Annotated in this window: 20 protein-coding genes; 15 read left to right on the top strand and 5 right to left on the bottom strand. The window is 57.9% G+C overall.

Annotation, left to right across the window (positions count from 1 at the left end):
• Positions 1–833: CNNM domain-containing protein (locus tag HUJ17_RS04400; RefSeq protein WP_290509535.1), on the bottom strand; the 833-nt coding region annotated here is incomplete at its 3' end.
• Positions 834–1,266: 433 nt separating this feature from the next.
• Positions 1,267–2,067 (bottom strand): cytochrome c biogenesis protein CcsA, encoded by an 801-nt coding sequence (gene ccsA / locus HUJ17_RS04405; RefSeq protein ID WP_290509536.1) that lies wholly within the window; start codon positions 2,065–2,067, stop codon positions 1,267–1,269.
• Between the two features lie 206 nt (positions 2,068–2,273).
• Here ccsA and ffh point away from each other — a divergent pair, with 206 nt between their 5' ends.
• The 5 genes from ffh to rplS all read left to right on the top strand — a co-directional run bounded on the left by ffh (position 2,274) and on the right by rplS (position 6,043).
• Positions 2,274–3,689 carry a signal recognition particle protein gene (ffh, locus tag HUJ17_RS04410; RefSeq protein WP_290509537.1) on the top strand — a complete coding sequence of 472 codons (1,416 nt, stop codon included), beginning with the start codon at positions 2,274–2,276 and terminating at the stop codon, positions 3,687–3,689.
• A gap of 416 nt (positions 3,690–4,105) precedes the next feature.
• On the top strand, positions 4,106–4,354 hold the full coding sequence (rpsP, locus tag HUJ17_RS04415) for a 30S ribosomal protein S16 (RefSeq protein ID WP_035247836.1): 249 nt from the start codon (positions 4,106–4,108) through the stop codon (positions 4,352–4,354).
• Positions 4,354–4,893, top strand: coding sequence for a ribosome maturation factor RimM (rimM, locus tag HUJ17_RS04420; protein ID WP_290509538.1), 540 nt, complete (start codon positions 4,354–4,356; stop codon positions 4,891–4,893). Before rpsP ends, rimM begins: the two co-directional genes overlap by 1 nt.
• A complete protein-coding gene (trmD, locus tag HUJ17_RS04425; protein WP_290509539.1) occupies positions 4,894–5,676 on the top strand; it encodes a tRNA (guanosine(37)-N1)-methyltransferase TrmD in 783 nt (260 codons plus the stop codon).
• A 10-nt stretch (positions 5,677–5,686) separates the two neighbouring features.
• The gene (gene rplS / locus HUJ17_RS04430) at positions 5,687–6,043 is read left to right on the top strand and encodes a 50S ribosomal protein L19 (RefSeq protein WP_062816973.1); all 357 of its coding nucleotides are present in this window, start codon (positions 5,687–5,689) and stop codon (positions 6,041–6,043) included.
• Between the two features lie 169 nt (positions 6,044–6,212).
• Here the strand turns inward: rplS and HUJ17_RS04435 are convergent, their stop codons facing one another.
• Both HUJ17_RS04435 and HUJ17_RS04440 read right to left on the bottom strand, forming a co-directional pair.
• Positions 6,213–7,370 (bottom strand): GGDEF domain-containing protein, encoded by a 1,158-nt coding sequence (locus HUJ17_RS04435; RefSeq protein ID WP_290509540.1) that lies wholly within the window; start codon positions 7,368–7,370, stop codon positions 6,213–6,215.
• Positions 7,371–7,422: 52 nt separating this feature from the next.
• Complete coding sequence (locus tag HUJ17_RS04440; RefSeq protein WP_290509541.1) at positions 7,423–7,677, bottom strand: GlsB/YeaQ/YmgE family stress response membrane protein; 255 nt, start codon at positions 7,675–7,677, stop codon at positions 7,423–7,425.
• 184 nt (positions 7,678–7,861) lie between these two features.
• Here HUJ17_RS04440 and xerD point away from each other — a divergent pair, with 184 nt between their 5' ends.
• From xerD to HUJ17_RS04480, 8 genes are all read left to right on the top strand, one after another.
• Positions 7,862–8,770: a site-specific tyrosine recombinase XerD gene (xerD, locus tag HUJ17_RS04445; protein WP_290509542.1), complete on the top strand. Its 909-nt coding sequence runs from the start codon at positions 7,862–7,864 to the stop codon at positions 8,768–8,770.
• A 45-nt stretch (positions 8,771–8,815) separates the two neighbouring features.
• Positions 8,816–9,565: a DsbC family protein gene (locus HUJ17_RS04450; RefSeq protein ID WP_290509543.1), complete on the top strand. Its 750-nt coding sequence runs from the start codon at positions 8,816–8,818 to the stop codon at positions 9,563–9,565.
• A 121-nt stretch (positions 9,566–9,686) separates the two neighbouring features.
• Positions 9,687–10,877 (top strand): alanine transaminase, encoded by a 1,191-nt coding sequence (alaC, locus tag HUJ17_RS04455; protein WP_290509544.1) that lies wholly within the window; start codon positions 9,687–9,689, stop codon positions 10,875–10,877.
• An 83-nt stretch (positions 10,878–10,960) separates the two neighbouring features.
• Entirely contained in the window at positions 10,961–12,262 is a 1,302-nt protein-coding gene (locus tag HUJ17_RS04460; protein WP_290509545.1) for a homoserine dehydrogenase, read from the top strand.
• Between the two features lie 58 nt (positions 12,263–12,320).
• Positions 12,321–13,403, top strand: coding sequence for a threonine synthase (gene thrC / locus HUJ17_RS04465; RefSeq protein ID WP_290509546.1), 1,083 nt, complete (start codon positions 12,321–12,323; stop codon positions 13,401–13,403).
• A 452-nt stretch (positions 13,404–13,855) separates the two neighbouring features.
• Entirely contained in the window at positions 13,856–14,992 is a 1,137-nt protein-coding gene (locus HUJ17_RS04470) for a hypothetical protein (RefSeq protein ID WP_290509547.1), read from the top strand.
• Between the two features lie 166 nt (positions 14,993–15,158).
• Positions 15,159–16,736 carry a BCCT family transporter gene (locus tag HUJ17_RS04475; RefSeq protein WP_290509548.1) on the top strand — a complete coding sequence of 526 codons (1,578 nt, stop codon included), beginning with the start codon at positions 15,159–15,161 and terminating at the stop codon, positions 16,734–16,736.
• Positions 16,737–16,759: 23 nt separating this feature from the next.
• Positions 16,760–17,017: a DUF3565 domain-containing protein gene (locus HUJ17_RS04480; RefSeq protein WP_300524591.1), complete on the top strand. Its 258-nt coding sequence runs from the start codon at positions 16,760–16,762 to the stop codon at positions 17,015–17,017.
• Here the strand turns inward: HUJ17_RS04480 and HUJ17_RS04485 are convergent.
• Entirely contained in the window at positions 17,000–18,250 is a 1,251-nt protein-coding gene (locus HUJ17_RS04485) for a serine hydrolase domain-containing protein (RefSeq protein ID WP_290509549.1), read from the bottom strand. The genes HUJ17_RS04480 and HUJ17_RS04485 overlap by 18 nt on opposite strands.
• 294 nt (positions 18,251–18,544) lie before the next feature.
• Between HUJ17_RS04485 and HUJ17_RS04490 the strand changes: the two genes are divergently transcribed.
• A complete protein-coding gene (locus HUJ17_RS04490; RefSeq protein WP_290509550.1) occupies positions 18,545–18,865 on the top strand; it encodes a DUF962 domain-containing protein in 321 nt (106 codons plus the stop codon).
• A 73-nt stretch (positions 18,866–18,938) separates the two neighbouring features.
• Positions 18,939–19,373: a group III truncated hemoglobin gene (locus HUJ17_RS04495; protein ID WP_290509551.1), complete on the top strand. Its 435-nt coding sequence runs from the start codon at positions 18,939–18,941 to the stop codon at positions 19,371–19,373.
• The last annotated feature ends 170 nt before the right edge of the window (positions 19,374–19,543 follow it).

Raw genomic sequence — 19,543 nt, forward strand, 5'->3', positions numbered from 1 at the left:
GGCTCCACCGTGTGCTGCATCAGCTCCGCCTTGTTGATGTCTTCCTTGAGCAGCAAACGGCTCAGCTTGCGCAGGTGCAGCAGGCCAATCATGTTGTTCGGGTCGCCATTGAATACCGGCAGGCGAGTGTGCTGGCTGGAGCGCAGGGTGGTGAGGATGTCGTGCATGTCATCCTCGAGATCAATGCCCACCATTTCGTTACGGGGCACCATGATGTCTTCCACTGTCACTGTTTCCAGGTCGAGGATATTGAGCAACATCTTCTGGTGATTTTCCGGAATCAGGCCGCCGGCCTCGTTCACCACGGTGCGCAGCTCTTCCGGACTCAGGTGATCGTCGTCCTGATCATTGGGACGAATGCCGCCCAGCCGCAGCAGCATCATGCTGACGCCGTTGACCATCCACACCAGGGGCGCCAGCAGGACCTGCAAGGGTTTCAGCAGCACGCTGGCCGGGAAGGCGACCCGTTCCGGTTTCATGGCCGCGTAGGTCTTCGGGGTTATTTCGGCAAACACCAGCATGATGATGGTGATTACCACCGGCGCGACGGCGGCGCCGCTGTCGCCCAGCCAGCGGATCGCCAGAATGGCGGCCACGGTGGCGGCGAAGTTGTTAACGAAATTGTTGCCGATCAGGATGACAGACAGCAGCCGGTCGGTACGCTTGAGTAGGCCCTCTACCCGGGAGGCGGCCTTGTGGCCCTGACGGGCCAGGTGACGCAGACGGTAGCGGTTGATCGCCACCATGCCGGTTTCACTGCTTGAGAAGAAGGCAGAGCCAAGAATCAGGGCAATCAGGGCGCCTATCAGCCACCCGTCAGAGTAGGTATCCAAAGGAAAAGTCGTTTATCCGCAATTCGGCCCGCTATTGTTCGGGCTGGGGGTTGGGGGTGTCAAGCAACGCGCTTCGCTTGTTGGGGCAGGAAAGAGTGGGGAATATCACCAACCTCGCCCGCCATTTCTAAGAAGCCGCTGTAGGAACGGAGCGTAGCGGAGTAACGCATGTAGTTCCGTGCGGCCCGAAGGGTGAGCGCAGCGAATAACACCTCTTGAGGTGCGAACCGCGCTTGCGCGGAAATCGCCCGCAGGGCGATCAGGAATATCAGAGCTCGACAGGTTTCCCAGCAATGCGTTGCCACAATCAACGCCGAATCGCGCCGCGAGCGACGCTCCTACGGACAGCTTTTATAAAAACGCGGGCAAGGCACTATCCGATCAGCACGGCCCAGCCCGCGTTGCAGCTTGTGGCTTGAAGCTTGTTGCTGCCTCACCGCTTGAGAATGAATTCCAGCACCAACTGGCTGCCGAAGAAAGCCACCAGCAACACAGCAAAACCGCTGAGGGTAAAGCGAATGGCGGTACGCCCCCGCCAGCCGCGCAAATAACGGCCGGTCAGCAGGATCGCGAATACCACCCAGGACACCAGCGTCAGGATGCTCTTGTGTGCCAGGTTCTGTGCGAACAGGTTATCCACGTAGAGGAAGCCGCTGAAGATCGCCACCGTGAGCAGTATCTGGCCCAGCCAGATCGCTTCGAACAGCATGGACTCCATCACCTGGATGGGTGGGAAAACCCGCATCACGCCTCGAATATGGCCGCTTTTCAGCTGGCGGTCCTGTACCCACAGCAACACTGCCTGGCAGGCGGCGATGGCCAGCACCGCGTAAGCAAGAATGGAAAACAGCACATGTACACCCAGGCCATGGGCCAGGGGATGAGCAATATAGCCGGTGTTGATCCAGAGCATGGCGGGGAGGGTCAGTGCTGCAAACGGATAGACCAGCGCAGAAATCCATTCGAAGGGGCGGTAGAGGCTGGAGAGCAGCACCACGATCGCGCCTGCAAACGCTACTGTTGACGCCACCGGGAACACGCCCAGCTGCAGCCCCTGAGGGGTCAGGATGATTTGCCAAAGGCAGAGGCCATGGGCCAGTACGGCCAGGCCGCCAGGTGCCAGTATGGATGCCCGGGAAGGCCGCTGTTGTCCGCGGTACTGCCGGTAAAGGATCAGGCAGGCAACCCCGTACAGGATAAAGGCGGCAAAGCCACTGATCACGGAAAGGTTCATAGGTCGTTGTTATCCGTCGTCATTACCCGAATAAAGTGGCGGGCCGCTGAAGTCTGGCATAGGCATAACTTGACTATCAACAATCATTCTCATTTTCTGCCTGTGTCTGCCCCATGACGTTGGCGGCCAAGGAAGGCTATAATCGCGCCCCTGTCCCTGCGGTGGCTGAAGCTGGCCGCAGACACGGTGTATTTGGAGGTAACCCCATGTTCGAGAATCTCACCGACCGGTTGGGATCGTCGCTTAAAAACCTGGCAGGTCAGGGCGCCCTGACCGAAGACAATATCCGCGACACCCTGCGCGAAGTGCGCAAGGCACTGCTGGAGGCCGATGTGGCCCTGCCGGTAGTGAAAGAGTTTGTCGAACAGGTAAAGGAAAAGGCCCTTGGCCAGGAAGTCCTGAAGAGCCTGAACCCCGGCCAGGCGTTCGTGAAGATCGTCAATGACGAGCTGGTCCATACCATGGGCGACGCCAACGACGCCCTTAACCTGGCCACCAAGCCGCCGGCCATTATCCTGATGGCGGGTTTGCAGGGTGCCGGTAAGACCACCTCCGTGGCCAAGCTCGCCCGTTTCCTTCAGGAGCGCGAGAAGAAGAAGGTCATGGTGGTATCCGCCGACGTGTATCGCCCGGCGGCGATCGAGCAGTTGAAAACCCTGGCGGGGGAGGTGGAGACCAACTTCTTCCCCTCCACCGGCGATCAGGACCCGGTGGACATCGCCAACGGCGCCCTGGAAGAAGCCCGTCGTCGCTACATGGATGTGTTGATCGTCGATACCGCCGGTCGTTTGCATGTCGATGAAGACATGATGAGCGAGATCAAGCGCCTGCACGGGGCCATCAGCCCGGTGGAAACCCTGTTCGTGGTGGACGCCATGACCGGTCAGGATGCCGCCAATACCGCCCAGGCCTTCAATGAAGCCCTGCCGCTCACCGGTGTGATTCTGACCAAGGCGGATGGTGATTCTCGCGGTGGTGCCGCTCTCTCGGTTCGCCACCTTACCGGCAAGCCGATCAAGTTTATCGGCATGGGCGAGAAGACCGATGCCCTGGAGCCGTTCCACCCGGACCGTATCGCCAGCCGGATTCTCGGCATGGGCGACGTGCTGTCCCTGGTGGAAGAAGCCGAGCGCAAGCTGGACAAGTCCAAGGCCGAGAAAATTGCCAAGAAGTTCAAGAAAGGCAAGGCCATGGACTTCGAGGACCTCAAGGACCAGTTTCAGCAGATGCGCAACATGGGGGGCATGGCGGGCCTGCTCGACAAGCTGCCCGGTATGGGCGGCATGATGCAGGCGGCCCAGGACCCGGCGGCCATGAAGCAGATGAAACACATGGAAGCGCTGATCGACTCCATGACGCCGAAAGAGCGCCGTAACCCGGATCTGATCAAGGGGTCGCGCAAGAAGCGCATTGCCGCCGGCGCCGGCCTGGATATCCCGGCCCTGAACCGTCTGATGAAACAGCAGAAGATGATGGCCAAGATGATGAAGAAGATGCGCACCAAGGGTGGCATGAAGAACATGATGCGGGGCATGGAAGGCATGATGGGGGGCAACGGCGGTCCCGGTGGCCCTGGCGGAATGGGTGGCATGGGCGGCCCGGGCGGTATGCCGCCTATGTAGAAAGCTGCAAGCTTCAAGCCGCAAGCTGCAACGCGGGCAGAGTGGGTGGTTAAGCCGCCTCTCTGCCCGCGTTGCGTTTTTGGGGGGGGGAGGCTCCCGATATTATTGTAGGAGCACCTCTCGAGGTGCGAACTGTCCTTGAGGGTGTGTATCCCAGGGGAGAAACCTGTCGAGTTCGGCAAGCCCTGATTGCCCTGCGGGCAATGTCCTCGCTGCGCGAGGTTCGCACCTCAAGAGGTACTCCTACAGGGGCGCTGTAGAAAGCGTGTTGCGTGGTGCTTGTTGCCAGCCTCGTCCCTCTGTATAATTCGCGCCCTTCGCGGCCTTCCCTGTGTGTCAGGGCTGGCTTTCAAGCGGATACGATGGCTTATCACGAGATAGGCCGGGAAACCGGATTGATAAAAGGTAAATGAACCATGGTAATTATTCGTCTTGCCCGTGGCGGTTCCAAGAAGCGCCCGTTCTACAGCATTGTTGTTGCCGATAGCCGTAACGCCCGTGACGGCCGTTTCATCGAGCAGCTGGGTTTCTACAACCCCATCGCCCGCGGCGGTGAAATCCCTCTCAAGCTGAACCTGGAAAGCCTGGACGCCTGGGTTGCCAAAGGCGCGCAGCTGTCTGACCGTGTCAAAACCCTGGCTAAGCAGGCCCGTAAGGAAGCCTGATGGCAGGGGGAGGGCAAGTGTCCTCTGAGCTGGCGGTGGTCGGTCGCATCCTCGGGGTGCACGGCATTCAGGGCTGGGTAAAGGTGTATTCCTATACCGATCCCATGGATAACCTCCAGCACTACCAGCCTTGGCACCTGAAACAGGGTGGCCACTGGAAGCCGGTGAAACTCACTGGCTTCCGTCCTCAGGGCAAGGGGCTTATCGCACAGATCGAGGGAATTACCGATCGAGAAGCGGCGGCAAGCCTGGTAGGGCAGGAAATCGGGGTTCCCGGTGATCTGCTCCCTACCTCCGGGGAGGGTGAGTACTACTGGCGCGACCTGATCGGCCTGCGCGTTCATCACGTGGACGGCATGGACCTGGGCAAGGTGGTGCGAATGCTGGAAACCGGTGCCAACGATGTGCTGGCGGTACGCGGCGACAGCAACAGCCTGGATCGGCGCGAGCGCCTGATTCCCTGGCTGCCGGACGATGTGATCACCGAAGTGAATCTGGCCGAAGGCCGGATGACGGTGGACTGGGATCCGGAGTTTTAAATGCCTTTTTCGGTAACGCTGGTAACTCTGTTCCCGGAAATGGCAAAAGCGATTACTGACTTCGGTGTGACCCGGCGAGCGGTGGAAAACGGCCAATTGCAGTTGGACACTGTGAATCCCCGGGATTTCACCGAAGATCGTCACCGTACCGTGGACGATCGCCCCTTTGGCGGCGGCCCAGGCATGGTGATGAAGGTGGAGCCGCTGGCGAAAGCCCTGCAGGCGGCCCGTGCAGCCAATCCGGCGGCCACCGTGATCTATCTGTCCCCCCAGGGGCAGCCGCTGACCCAGGCGAAAGCCGCGGAGTTGGCGGAAAAGCCCGGCCTGGTTTTGCTGGCGGGGCGCTATGAGGGCGTGGACGAGCGTTTGCTCGAGGCCGAAGTGGATGAACAGATCTCCATCGGCGACTACGTGCTCAGCGGCGGCGAATTGCCGGCGCTGGTGTTGACCGATGCGGTCAGCCGACTGTTACCCGGAGTGCTGGGACACCAGGATTCCGCCGAGCAGGATTCGTTTTCCGGTGAATTCGAACATCTGCTCGATTGCCCCCACTACACCCGCCCGGAGGTGTACAACGGGCAGGCAGTACCGACGGTACTGCTGAGCGGCAATCACGAGTTGATTCGCCGCTGGCGTCTGAAACAGGCGCTGGGACGGACCTGGCAACAGCGTCCCGACCTGCTGGAAGCCCGCCGGGCGCGGGGTTTGAGCGTTGAAGAGCAGCAGCTGCTGGACGAATACATCGCCGAGCAGTCGCCGCATACAGCAAAAACGACAGACTAGGAGCACTGCCATGAGTGGCAAGAACCTGATTATCCAGGGCATCGAAGAAGCCCAGCTGAAATCCGATCTGCCGGAATTCGGCGCCGGTGACACCGTCACCGTGCAAGTGAAAGTAAAGGAAGGTAGCCGTGAGCGTCTTCAGGCGTTCCAGGGCGTTGTGATTGCACGTCGCAATCGTGGCCTGAACTCTGCCTTCACCGTTCGCAAAATCTCCCACGGTGTGGGCGTTGAGCGTGTATTCCAGCTGCACAGCCCGCTGATCGATTCCATCGAAGTGAATCGTCGTGGTGATGTAAGCCGCGCCAAGCTGTACTACCTGCGCGACCGCTCTGGCAAGTCTGCCCGGATCAAGGAAAAAATCCGCTAAGACCCTGCGCGTATCTTCTGTCGCGAGCGAATGTCGGTTTAGCCTTTGCTGTAGGGCATGCGAAATCGACCTCTGGCCAGACAGAATGCTCCACACAAAAAAGCCGCTCCCGAAAGGGCGCGGCTTTTTTGTGTCTGTCACAGAGGACAGAGGGTGCGTACGCTTCGGGTCACTGCGGCCGTGAATAGGTCACCACGCGGTCTCGCCCTTGGTGTTTTGCGGTGTACATGGCCCGGTCTGCTTCCTCAATCAGTGTATGGGCATCTATCGCAGATGCTTCCCCGGTACTGCTGACACCGAAACTGGCGGTGAGCTTGATGGCTGGAGAGCCGGCAATCGGCATTGTGTTGCGACGTAGCGCCTCGGCACACCGCTCGGCAACATTTTGCGCCTGGGACAGGGTGGCCCCGGGCAGCAGCATCAGAAACTCCTCGCCCCCGTAACGCCCCAGCAGGTCATTGTCGCGAAGATTGTCCTGCAGCGTCTCGGCAACATGAATCAGAGCCTGGTCACCAATGGCATGGCCGTAACGGTCATTGATCTGTTTGAAATGGTCCACATCCATGAGCACCACAGCCAGGCTTTTGCGATTGCGCACTGGCAGGGAAAGTTGCTGGTTGAGGGTCTGTAACAAGTGCCCGCGATTGACCACACCGGTGAGAGGGTCGCGTATGGAGCGGTCAAAGGTGGAGGCTTCCCGATGGCGCCAGGTAGACGTGAGTGCGGCAACCGTAAAGGAATCTTTAATGATGATCAGGCCAGCCGCCATGATGGTCATCATGTCATACCAGACCTGTGCCGGGCGGTAGTCCACGGGGGAAAGCAAGGGCCGATACAGCGTGCTATCCAGGCTGACGGCGATGGCGTAGGCGAGTATGGCGGCCATGGAGCAGGCGAACACCAGGGTGATCTGGGGCGCAGGAAACAGCAGCAGGCCGATAAGGACGCAGCCGGTGAGGACAATGCCGGTAACCAGATTGAATGGGCCTACCAGTAACAACGAGACGATGCCGCTGAGGCCGAAAAGCAGGATGGTGAAATTGGCAAACCGGTTTTCCCCGCTCTCGGACATGGGCGTGCGGCTGCCGAACAGGGCGATGGCCAGCCATATCAGACTGGCAATAAGACCCCACGCCAAGCCAGCCCAAAGCAGGGGGTTGTAGACGCCCTCGATAAAGACGGAAAGGGTCAGTCCCGCGGCGCATCCCAGGAATATGATCCAGTAGATAGGCTGCCCGATCCAGCATATGAAGATGCCTTTCTGCCGGGGACTGCCGTTAATCTGCTGACCGATGAGCCGATAGAGTTCTTCTAATTGTTTTATCATGGCTGTCGCGGTAGGGGTGCGGCTTCGCCATTGGTGAAGCCGCACGGGGTATTTATGCTTTCCTGAGCATCCGGTAGAGCGCCAGTAGTACCAGGGCACCGACGATGGCGGTGACAAAACTGCCCAGGCTGAAATCGCCCATGGAGCCACCGATGCCGGTGATGGATCCCAGCCAGCCGCCCACGAAGGCACCGGCCACACCGATCAGGATAGTGATGATAAAGCCTCCCGGATCCTTGCCAGGCATGATCCATTTGGCAATGATGCCGGCGATTAGGCCAAACACAATCCACGATAAAATGCCCATATTTCCTCTCCTTGGTAGCCGTTTGTCAGATGTAAGGCGGCTCCATTGTTGCCGCAAAAGGGCGGCCATGTCGTCTACCGTGCGCGTTTTTGGACGTAATTTTTGGTAAAAGGCTCATGTGCTCCTGTGTTGTATTTGAGTTTAACCCATTGTTTTTTATTGCTGTTTGGGGCCTTATTCAGAAATGACCGAGTTAACCGATGATCATGGGCGCCTGATCGACAGCTGGCTGGATCAGCAGTGGTTGGAAAAAGGGCTCAGCGAGCACAGCCTGGAGAGTTACCGGCGTGATATTCGCCAGCTGGCGGTGTGGCTGCAGGGTCAGCATGGCAACTTGCTGCGATGTCAGCGTTACCAGCTACTGGAATTCCTGGCGGACCGTCATCAGCAGGGGGTGGGTGCCCGCTCGGTGGCCCGGCAATTGTCGGCGGTAAAGAGTTTCTTCCGGTGGTTGAAGCGGGAAGGGCAGATTGAAGAAGACCCGGCGCTGTTGATTGAACGACCGAAAACCGGCCGGCCGCTGCCGAAAACCCTCACCGAAGCGGATGTGGAAGCGCTGCTGACGGCGCCGGATGTGTCCACCCCGTTGGGCCTACGTGACCGGGCCATGCTGGAGTTGATCTACGCTACCGGCTTGCGGGTTACCGAACTGGTTACCCTGACGCAGAGCCAGATTAACCCGCGCCAGGGGTTGGTGCGGGTGATCGGCAAGGGCGACAAGGAACGTCTGGTTCCCCTGGGCGAAGAGGCGCTTCACTGGCTGGCCCGTTATCTGCGTGAGGCGCGACCTTTGCTGTTGGGGGACAATCAGGAGCTGCTGTTCCCCAGCAGACGAGGCACCTGTATGACCCGCCAGACGTTCTGGCATCGTATCAAGCAGATGGCTATGGTCGCCGGGGTGGAAAAAAAACTCTCACCCCATACACTGCGTCATGCGTTTGCCACCCATCTGCTGAATCACGGGGCAGACCTGCGGGTGGTGCAGTTGTTGCTTGGCCACAGTGACCTGTCCACTACCCAGATTTATACCCATGTGGCCCAGCAGCGGTTACAGGATCTGTACCAGAAACATCACCCCCGCTCGGGAACCTGACCGGCCGGGCAGGTTCCAAGAGTTAGCAGAAGGAGTAACGACAAGATGAATAAAGGTTTTTTGGTGCTACTGATGACGGGGCTGATGGCGGCTTGTGGCGCGGATACAAGCTCTGAATCCAAGGGCAATGACGCGGTTAACGGCCACAAGGCCAAGGCCGCTTTTGAGGACGCCTTTGACGGCATGAAAGTGACCGAAGTGCGTGCTTCACCGGTGGCAGGCATGGTCGAACTGGATGTAAACGGTCGCGAAAGCGTTTACATGACCGAAGATGGCCGTCACATCCTCATCGGCAAGCTGCTGGAGATCAAGGACGGTGAGGTAGTGAACCCGGCGGAGCAGCGCTTCGAGAAGGTACGCAAAGCGGGTATCAAGGAACTGGATCCGGCTGACATGATCACCTACACGGCGGAAGACGAAAAAGCCGAGGTTTATGTGTTCACAGACATTACCTGTGGTTTCTGTCGCAAGCTGCATCGGCATATTGACGAGTACAACGCCGCGGGCGTTACCGTTCACTACCTGGCTTTCCCCCGCGGTGGTGCGACCACTGAAGCGGCGGCGGCCATGCGCCACATCTGGTGCGCAGAGGATCGTGCCCAGGCGCTCACCGATGCCAAGCTGAAAGACGAGGTGGTCCAGGCCGAGCTGACCGAGTGCGCCAAACCGGTGGATGAACAGTATCAGCTGGGTAACACCTTCGGCGTACGGGGCACCCCGGCCATCTACTCCATCGACGGCGAGCAACTGGGTGGCTATGTGACCCCGGAGCAGCTTCTCGAGCGGCTCGAGTGACAGGCTGAACCCCGCGTAATCCGGCGCTTTGGGGCCGGGAATACAGCGTGAATACATTGACGGCGCAGAGATGCGCCGTTAATGTGTCCGCCTTCATTTTTCCCTCACCCAAGGTGTTGTCGTGGAAACAGATTTCCAGCGAATTCGTCGTCTGCCGCCCTATGTCTTCAATATCGTTGGCGACTTGAAGAAGGCAGCGCGGGCGCGGGGTGAGGACATCATCGATTTCGGCATGGGCAATCCGGATCAGCCCACTCCGAAACACATCATCGACAAGCTCACCGAAACGGTGCAGCGGGGGGATACCCACCGCTATTCCCAGTCCCGCGGCATTCCTCGCTTGCGCAAGGCGATTGCCGACTGGTATCAGCGCCGTTATGCCGTGGATCTGGACCCGGAATCCGAGGCCATCGTCACCATCGGTTCCAAGGAAGGGCTGGCGCATCTGGCGCTGGCTACCATGGGCCCGGGAGACACGGTGCTGGTGCCCAACCCCAGTTACCCGATCCACCCCTATGGTTTTGTGATCTCCAACGCGGATATCCGCCACGTGCCTATGGTGAAAGGGGTGGATTTCTTCGTGGAGCTGGAGCGGGCTATCAAGGAATCCTGGCCCAAGCCGAAAATGCTGGTGCTCAATTTCCCGGGTAACCCCACCGGCCAGTGCGTGGACCTGGCGTTCTTCGAGAAGGTGGTGGCCATTGCCCGTGAACACCAGATTTGGGTGGTTCACGATCTTGCCTATGCGGATATCGTCTTTGACGGCTACAAAGCGCCTTCCATCCTGGAAGTGGAGGGGGCAAAAGAGGTGGCTGTAGAATTCTTCTCCCTGTCCAAGAGCTATAACATGCCCGGCTGGCGGGTGGGCTTCTGCTGTGGCAACAAGGACTTGATTCATGCCCTGGCACGGATCAAATCCTATCTGGATTACGGTACTTTTACACCGATTCAGGTGGCCGCCATCGCGGCCCTGGAAGGGGATCAGACCTGCGTGGCCGACATCTGCGAGATGTACCGTAAACGAAGGGATGTGCTGGTGGACGGCCTGGCGGAGATCGGTTGGCAGGTGGAAAGACCTCGTGCCACCATGTTCGTCTGGGCGGAAATTCCCGAGCCATACCGGGAGATGGGGTCACTGGAGTTTTCCAAGAAACTGCTTACCGATGCGGGTGTGGCGGTGTCCCCGGGTATCGGCTTTGGTGATTACGGCGACGATCACGTGCGGTTCGGGCTGATCGAAAACGAACAACGGACCCGGCAGGCTATCCGCGGCATCAAGAAGATGTTCCGCCAGGATGGCCTGCTGGGCTGATTTTGCCCTTGCGGCAGCAGGGGTAGCGTGGGAAGTCACGACAGGGCTTTTCAACACACTGATAAATGAAACGAGGATAGGCTGTGGATTCGGTGAAGGTGGGTATTGCTGGTCTGGGCACTGTGGGCTCAGGCACCGTCAACGTTCTCAAGCGCAATGCGCGGGATATTGCCCGCCGCGTGGGACGTCCGATTGAAATCACCCACATCGGTGCGCGCCGGGATAACCCCGCCTGTGACACCCAGGGTATTCGCCTGTCCCGGGATATCTTTGCTGTGGCCACGGATCCGGATATCGATATCCTGGTAGAGCTGATCGGTGGCATCGATACTGCCCGTGAGCTGGTGCTGACCGCTATCAAGAACGGCAAGCATATTGTCACTGCCAACAAGGCCCTGATCGCCGAGCATGGCAACGAGATCTTCCAGGCGGCTCAGGATAACGGCGTGGACGTGGCCTTCGAGGCCTCTGTGGCAGGGGGGATTCCCATCCTCAAGTCCCTGGGCGAGGGGCTGGCTGCCAACCACATCAACTGGCTGGCGGGCATCATCAACGGCACCGGCAACTTTATCCTCACCGAGATGGAAGAGGGCGGTCGCGACTTCAATGACGTGCTGGCCGAAGCCCAGCAGCTGGGCTATGCGGAAGCGGACCCCACCTTCGACGTGGAAGGTATCGACGCGGCCCACAAACTGACCATTCTGGCGTCCATCGCCTTCGGTATTCCGCTGCAGTTCTCCCAGGTCTACACCGAAGGGATCAGCCGCATCACCACCGAAGATGTGGCCAGCGCAGCCCACTTCGGTTACCGCATCAAGCATCTTGGCATCGCCAAGGACACCGGCAAGGGCATCGAACTGCGTGTGCATCCGACCCTGGTGCCCAAGGAAACCATGCTGTCGGCGGTCAACGGGGTCATGAATGCGGTGATGATCCACGGTGATGCCGTGGGCCCTACCATGTTCTACGGCGCCGGCGCCGGTGCCGAGCCCACAGCCTCTGCGGTTGTGGCCGATATCATCGAACTGGGCCGCGCATTGACCGTGGACCACGACGAGCGGGTGCCGTACCTGGGCTTCCACACTGACCACATGTCCGATGAGCCGATCCTGACCATCGACGATGTGTCCTGTTGTTTCTACCTGCGCCTGCATGTGCAGGACAAGAAAGGTGTGCTGGCCGACGTGACCCGCATCCTCAGTGACAACAATGTCAGCATTGATGCCATGATACAGCGGGAAGTGGACCAGGGGCTGGTGCCCATCGTGATGATGACCCACGAAGTCCGCGAGGGTGACATGAACCTGGCGTTGGCCAAGATCGGTGCACTGGATACCGTGGATAGCGATATAATGCGTATCAGAGTTGAGACACTGGACGCCTGAAATACCGAGTCTGACGTCCGACGTCAGACGTCTGACGCTTTATGAGAGAGATTTGAACATGCCTTTTCGTGACCGTTACACCGGCCTGATCAACCGTTATCGTGACCACCTGCCGGTGAATGATGACACGCCCATCATCAGCCTGGGTGAGGGCAATACGCCCCTGATCCGCCTGAAGAATATCCCTAAAATGCTGGGCAAAGACGTGGATATCTACGTCAAATACGAAGGCCTGAACCCCACCGGCTCCTTCAAGGACCGCGGCATGACCATGGCGGTGACCAAGGCCGTGGAAGAGGGCAGCAATGCCATCATCTGTGCGTCCACCGGCAACACTTCTGCCGCTGCTGCTGCGTATGCGGCCCGTGCCGGCATCACCGCTTTCGTACTGATCCCGGAAGGCAAGATCGCCATGGGCAAGCTGGCCCAGGCGATGATGTATGGTGCGGTGATCATGCAGATCCGTGGCAACTTCGATCAGGGCATGGAGCTGGTCAAGCAGGTGGCGGAAAAGGCGCCGGTAACTATCGTCAACTCCGTGAATCCCTATCGTCTGCAGGGCCAGAAGTCTGCTGCCTTTGAAATTGTCGAAGAGCTGGGCCGTGCCCCGGACTTCCACTGTCTGCCGGTTGGCAATGCGGGCAATATTTCCGCCCACTGGATGGGCTACAGCGAATACAAGAAAGCCGGCGTGGTTAACAGTGCCCCGAAGATGGTCGGCTATCAGGCTGAAGGCGCCGCGCCCTTCATGCGTGGTGGGCCGGTGAAAGAGCCGGAAACTGTGGCCACGGCGATTCGTATCGGTAACCCGCAGTCCTGGGACAAGGCCTGGGCCCTGCAGGAAGAATCCGGCGGCTGGTTCGACGAGCTGAGCGACCAGGAAATCCTGGCGGCGCAGAAGCTGCTGGCCGAAAAGGAAGGCATTTTCTGTGAGCCGGCGTCTGCGGCATCTCTGGGTGGCGCCATGCGCGATATCAAGGCGGGCAAGATTCCGGAGGGTTCTACCATTGTTTGTACCTTGACCGGCAACGGCCTGAAGGACCCTGACACGGCCATTGCTCAATGCCAGGACAGCCGCATGGTGACAATCGATGCGGACCTGGATGCGGTGAAAGGTGCCATCCTGTCCAATATGTCCTGATCCGTTACAGTGATCGATAAAAAATGGAGCGCAATGCGCTCCATTTTTTTTCTTTCAGTGGTGCTGTTTGAGTCTTTTTCACAAGATGTATCTCCTCGACTTCATTTATTCGCTTTGTGAAAAAAACGCCACCAGAGGAATTCCTCAGAAATTTTGCATTTGTTTTGGTGCCTGTAAAAAAACACCCTACAGAAATATGTTAGGGTGCGTTTTCTTCTTGGGAAGCAGGGGAAACACGACTCCGTGTCGAGATTATTGAAACCACCTACCTGTATGTTGTCTTTCTCGGGCTGATTTTCTGCCCGTTCTCCGACCCTGTGCGGTCATCCTCTCCTTGTATTGTCATATCGGTGTATCGATTCTGTCTGTGAAGACGGTGTCAATCGCGCCGTAAGTTGACTTTGTTTGGTCAATATTTAGTCTGTAAAGAAAATCAGAGAAGGGAGCATTAGATGAATAAGCGTGCTTTTGCAAAGCGCACTGGCTATTTGAGCTGTTTGCTTGCTGCGTCCATTCCCCTCAATGCCCATGCCGGGGCAGAGCTCAGTGCCGGTGTCTGGTGGGTTTATCAATATGTTACGGATTCAGATTTTTCCGGTGCTTCTTCAGCGTTTGATGAAGACCTGGATAATACAACCGGTGGTAACTTCGCCGACCCCGCCCTGATTGTTTATGCCAATGACGATGGTTCCCATGGGCCCTGGCGTTTCAGTGCGGAAGGTCGCATTGGTACCGGTGGTTTTACCGACCCGGCGAACAACAACTCCGGTGATACATTCACCATGCACAAGGCATGGATCGGTTACGAATTTGATGATGATACCTTGCTGACGGTGGGGAAAAGTCAGGTCCCCTTCGGCTGGAAAACCGTCAACTTCTGGCCCGGTGAAGGGGTGCTTGGGGGTTATGGTGACCAGATGGATGTGGGCTTCAAGCTCAGCTCTGCCATGAATGCATTCAGCTACGATGTGGCCTACTACCACCAGGATGACTGGGGTGAAACCAGTACTGATACCGTGGATGATAACGGCCACTGGGGCAGTGCTACCTCTTACCGCAAGATCAAGACCGGGGTGGTCAATGGCGACTGGAATTTCATGGATGGCCATACGGTAGGGCTCTCCTATCAGAAAGGGCGTTTGCAGGATCTGACAGCGGCTGAGGCCAAGGCGCGGGATGATGAAGGTGATCATGAAGCGCTGAATTTGCACTATACCTTCAGCATGAATGACTTCACCGCCCGTTATCAGTTCATTGATACCATGCGCGATTTCGGTGGTATGGATGCGTTTCTTCTGGGTGGTGCTGCGCCCGCCGATGAAGAAGTGGAAACCCAGGTTCACATGGCTCAGTTGATCTACAACCAGAATCGTTGGAGCTATTACCTGGATGCCGGCGTGGCGAGTACTGATACCCGCGGCAACGACGCCGATGATGTGGAGTTTTACGCGCCCGGTGTGAGCTACAAATACGGCCCAGGCTGGCTGTATCTGGAATATCTGTGGTCTGATGGGGATGTAGATCGTAATGGTGACATTTACGAAGCGGATTTCCGGGCAGTCTACGCCTCGTTTGATTTTTATTTCTGATTGCCGGTAGCGGCCCTGCGGGGGCCGCCTACTCGGGTTCAGATGATGAAGTGCCTTTTGAGGAGTGCATGTTTCGGGGAAGCAACCCCGGCATCGTCCGGACCGACTGGCTATAAGTTGCGGCATCCACTGCGCACCCTAAAGCAAGACGGATAACGGAGCTAAGATGAGTATTGATTACGAGACCGACTATGATGTCGGCCAGGATAATGTGCAGGTCCTGGGAATGGACCTGCACAATCCTGTTTTCTTTATCAGTGCCGTACTGGTAATTGCCTTTGTTGCAGGAACTCTGGCGTTTCCGGAGAGTGCCAACGGCATGCTTAATGGCGCCAAGGCATGGGCCATCGAGCATTTCGACTGGTTGTTCATGGTTAGCGGCAATATTTTTGTGCTGTTCTGTGTGGCTCTGGCGTTGTTGCCTACCGGGAAGATTCGTCTTGGTGGCCAGAAAGCCAAACCGGAGTTCTCCACACTGTCCTGGTTTGCCATGTTGTTTGCCGCCGGCATGGGCATCGGCCTGATGTTCTGGAGCGTGGCAGAACCGGTGGCCTATCTGAACGGCCAGTGGTACGGCACTCCGCTGGGGGTGGAAGCCGGTTCCGAAGAGGCCCGCCATATGGCCATGGGTGCCACCATGTATCACTGGGGTCTGCATCCATGGGCGATCTATGCCGTGGTGGCCCTGTCGCTGGCTTTCTTCTCCTATAACAAGGGCATGCCGCTGACCATTCGCTCTGCCTTCTATCCCATTCTGGGTGAACGCTGCTGGGGCTGGCCCGGGCATATCATTGATACCCTGGCAGTAGTGGCAACGATTTTTGGCCTGGCCACGTCTCTGGGCCTCGGTGCGCAGCAGGCGTCGGGTGGTCTGCATTTCCTTTTTGATACGCCCAATGCCATCAATGTGCAGATCGCCATTATCTTTGGTGTGACAGCGGTGGCGGTGATCTCGGTGATGCGGGGTCTGGATGGTGGCGTGAAAATTCTCAGTAATATCAACATGACGCTGGCGCTTTTCCTGTTGTTCTTCGTGATTATCGCCGGCCCGACGTTACTGATTATCACCGGCTTTGGCACCACGGCTGTGGATTATCTGTCCAATATCGTGCCGCTGAGTAACTGGATCGGTCGCGAAGATGATGCCTGGTTCCACGGCTGGACCGTGTTTTACTGGGCCTGGTGGATTTCCTGGTCACCCTTCGTGGGCATGTTTATCGCCCGTATTTCCAAGGGCCGCACGGTACGTGAGTTCATTACCGCAGTACTGCTGGTGCCGACCATCATCACCATTATCTGGATGTCTGCCTTTGGTGGCTCCGGTCTGAATCAGGCTATTAACGGCGTTGGCGAATTGGCTGGTGGCATCAGTGATGCATCTCTGGCCCTGTTCCAGATGCTGGAAAACATGCCCTTTACCAGCATCATGTCGTTCCTGGGTATTGTGCTGGTATTGGTGTTCTTCGTGACGTCCTCGGATTCCGGCTCACTGGTGATTGACTCCATTACCGCTGGCGGCAAGCTGGATGCACCGGTTCCACAGCGCGTTTTCTGGGCTGTGATGGAGGGTGTTATCGCCGGTGCCCTGCTGTATGGCGGAGGCAAGGAAGCACTCAAGGCCCTGCAATCTGGTGCCGTAGCTACCGGGCTACCGTTTACCTTTGTCCTGCTGCTTATGTGCGTCAGTCTCTACATGGGACTTTCTGCAGAGAGCAAGCGGCTCAAGGCACTCAAAACCGCTTGATTGTAATGACTAGGAAAGAAAAAATGCCCGCATCAGCGGGCATTTTTTTGGGTGATATCATGACCTGGCAGGCCACGGTGACCGGTTTTACGCAGGATGAGCACAGGGACTGGGTAATGTTGCTGTCATGCGGCCATCGCCAGCATGTGCGCCATCTTCCACCTTTCATCAATCGCCCCTGGGTCACCAGCGAAGCCGGGCGGGCCCGGCATCTGGGGATGGTGGTTACCTGCACCCAATGTCAGCGGGGTATGCCGTTTCCTTCAGACAGTGATGGGTGAAGCATCCTGGGGCAGTCGGGTATGACGGTTGATGGTGTGCTGCAGCCCGAACAGGGCGGGCAGGTGCGGGCCGACCACACCTTTGCCGGTGGTCAGCAGGGCGCCGCTCAATGCCCGCTGGGGATCCGCCCAGCAATAGATACTGATAAAGCCCAGATGACCAAAGGCGCGGGGAGCGCCCGGGCCGAACATGCCCATGCCCCGGTTGCCGAGCATGAAGCCGCTGGAAAAATTCAGTGGTAGAAACAGGCTACGGTCAAAGCGCGGGCGGTGGTAGGCCGGTTGCAGGGCACGAGCCACAGTTTCCGGTTTGAAGATCTGCTGGCCCTGGTAGTGGCCATCGTTGAGCAGCATCTGGAAGAAGCGGCTGGCTTCCTCGGCGGTGGCGTAGAGATTGCCGGCCGGCACGATGATGTCCTGAAAGCGGTCATCATTTGTCACTTCCACCACTTCATCGATGCTGCCGCCCACCGCATAGGTCAGAAACAGATCCACCAGTTTCATGGGCACACCGGTGGACACATCCCGGGCTCGCTCATCGCCGGTCTGCCCGAAGGTAAAATATTTCATGCCCATGGGCTGGCGAATTACCCGATCCAGAGTGGCATTAAGATCTTCACCGGTGACCGCCTCAACAATGGCGCCGAGGATAAAGCCGGCGGTGATGGCGTGGTAGGCCTGACTGTTGAGGCCTGTGGGTTTGGCAGCGCAGAGTAGATCAATGATCTCCTGGGGGCGATAAAGGATGTCCGGTTCTACCTGTGCAGGCGGGCGGGGAATGCCGGCCTGATGGGTCAGCAGGTGGCGAATGGTAGTGCGTCCCTTGCCGTTCTGGCCGTACTTGGGCAGGTAGCGGGTGACCGGGTCGTCCAGGTCCAATTGGCCGGTTTCCACCAGATGATGGACCATCATGGCGGCCACCACCTTGGAGGCGGAAAACAGGCAGACCGGGGTGTCAGGGGTCATGATTCGCTGGCTCTCCGGGTCCGCATAGCCGATGCTGCGGTCCAGCATAATCTCGCCGTGGCGACGCAAGCAGAGGCTGATAGCCGGGCTCATGCCGCCTCGGTAAAGCTTGCGGGTGGCACGCCAGATGGCTTCTACCTGTTCGGACCCCATGCCGGTTTTCTCTGGCGGTGCTTCCTGCCCCTGACGGATCAGGCCGTCCAGGCTGCGGGGAATGGGGGTGCCATGTTTGCTGAGCAGGCGGTTGATGCGGGGACGTAAAGCCATAAAAGTCTCTGGTAAAAAGTCGAACCGGACCCGAAATGACGGGATAAGTATCAATATAATGTTTATTGTGAATGGACGACATTGTCCACGGAGACGGCTCCCCTGCAATGGTCGCCCGTGCCATCATGATGGCGTCATATCACAATATTTTGGCCGTACCGGCGGGTGAGGCTGCGTTACACTGTCAGCTAGCCGCGCATGACAGCCGCAGGTTACAAGACTTTGTGTCACGCGCTTTGGATGATCAAGATGCGCCTATATTCAGAATAACAGCGGCATTTTTCAGGAGGTTACGTGAATACCATCAAGCAGTCCGATTTTCAGAGTTTCGCCGAATTCTATCCCTATTACCTGCAGGAGCACGGTAATCCCACCTGTCGCCGCTTGCATGTGGTCGGGACCACACTACTGCTGGTATTGCTGGCGACCATCATCACCGGGGCGTTGAGTGCCTGGTGGCTGTTTGCGTTGCCGGTGGTGGGCTACGGCTTTGCCTGGGTAGGTCATTACTTTTTCGAAAAAAACCGTCCCGCCACCTTCAAGCATCCCTGGTACAGCCTGATGGGCGACTTTGTCATGTACAAAGACATCCTTACTCGCCGTATTGATTGGTGAATAACCGCACCACGCCTCAGACCTCACGCTTACCGAGCGTGAAGCCTGTTGCCTGCCAGAACGAAGCGAAGTAATGACCGCAGTTCAGTATTTTCAGCCCGGTAATCACAGACAGGATGACAGCGAGCTTCCAGATCTGGATTGCCGGGAAAATATTGATGCCATGGTGCATGGCTTCTATCGCCGGTTGCTGGATGACCCGGTAATGTCGCCCATGTTCCTGGATGTGGCTGCTATCAATCTGCAGCAGCATCTCCCGACTATCTGCCAATACTGGTACAAGATGCTGTTGGGTGAGCGCGACTACCAGCGACACATGATGGCCAAACACCGTGCCCTGGATGATAAGCAGCCCCTGACCGGTGAGCACCATGAGCGCTGGCTGCAGCATTTCATGAACAATCTTGAAGGCCGTTTCGCCGGGCCCTGTACGGATCGGGCGCGGCATATTGCCTTTCGGGTGATGGATAATCTGTATGCGCAGTTGAGCGCGAGGCGGGGTGAATAGTTGCAAGTTTCAAGAGGCAAGTTGCAACGCGGTTGATGTCCGTTGCCAAACGGAGAGCAGGGTGGCCGCGCTGCAATGCAGATAAAAACTTCTCTACGAAGCCACTGTAGGAGCGCCGCTTGAGGCGCGAACAGCCAGGGTAATTCGCGCCTCAAGCGGCGCTCCTACAT

It is taken from the genome of Alcanivorax sp. (genome assembly GCF_014762765.1).
In the GTDB taxonomy this organism is placed as follows: domain Bacteria; phylum Pseudomonadota; class Gammaproteobacteria; order Pseudomonadales; family Alcanivoracaceae; genus Alcanivorax.

Coding starts and splice junctions, on each gene's coding strand:
- ccsA (WP_290509536.1), bottom strand. CDS start 2,067: ATGAACCTTTCCGTGATCAGTGGCTTTGCCGCCTTTATCCTGTACGGG.
- ffh (WP_290509537.1), top strand. CDS start 2,274: ATGTTCGAGAATCTCACCGACCGGTTGGGATCGTCGCTTAAAAACCTG.
- rpsP (WP_035247836.1), top strand. CDS start 4,106: ATGGTAATTATTCGTCTTGCCCGTGGCGGTTCCAAGAAGCGCCCGTTC.
- rimM (WP_290509538.1), top strand. CDS start 4,354: ATGGCAGGGGGAGGGCAAGTGTCCTCTGAGCTGGCGGTGGTCGGTCGC.
- trmD (WP_290509539.1), top strand. CDS start 4,894: ATGCCTTTTTCGGTAACGCTGGTAACTCTGTTCCCGGAAATGGCAAAA.
- rplS (WP_062816973.1), top strand. CDS start 5,687: ATGAGTGGCAAGAACCTGATTATCCAGGGCATCGAAGAAGCCCAGCTG.
- HUJ17_RS04435 (WP_290509540.1), bottom strand. CDS start 7,370: ATGATAAAACAATTAGAAGAACTCTATCGGCTCATCGGTCAGCAGATT.
- HUJ17_RS04440 (WP_290509541.1), bottom strand. CDS start 7,677: ATGGGCATTTTATCGTGGATTGTGTTTGGCCTAATCGCCGGCATCATT.
- xerD (WP_290509542.1), top strand. CDS start 7,862: ATGACCGAGTTAACCGATGATCATGGGCGCCTGATCGACAGCTGGCTG.
- HUJ17_RS04450 (WP_290509543.1), top strand. CDS start 8,816: ATGAATAAAGGTTTTTTGGTGCTACTGATGACGGGGCTGATGGCGGCT.
- thrC (WP_290509546.1), top strand. CDS start 12,321: ATGCCTTTTCGTGACCGTTACACCGGCCTGATCAACCGTTATCGTGAC.
- HUJ17_RS04470 (WP_290509547.1), top strand. CDS start 13,856: ATGAATAAGCGTGCTTTTGCAAAGCGCACTGGCTATTTGAGCTGTTTG.
- HUJ17_RS04475 (WP_290509548.1), top strand. CDS start 15,159: ATGAGTATTGATTACGAGACCGACTATGATGTCGGCCAGGATAATGTG.
- HUJ17_RS04480 (WP_300524591.1), top strand. CDS start 16,760: ATGCCCGCATCAGCGGGCATTTTTTTGGGTGATATCATGACCTGGCAG.
- HUJ17_RS04485 (WP_290509549.1), bottom strand. CDS start 18,250: ATGGCTTTACGTCCCCGCATCAACCGCCTGCTCAGCAAACATGGCACC.
- HUJ17_RS04495 (WP_290509551.1), top strand. CDS start 18,939: ATGACCGCAGTTCAGTATTTTCAGCCCGGTAATCACAGACAGGATGAC.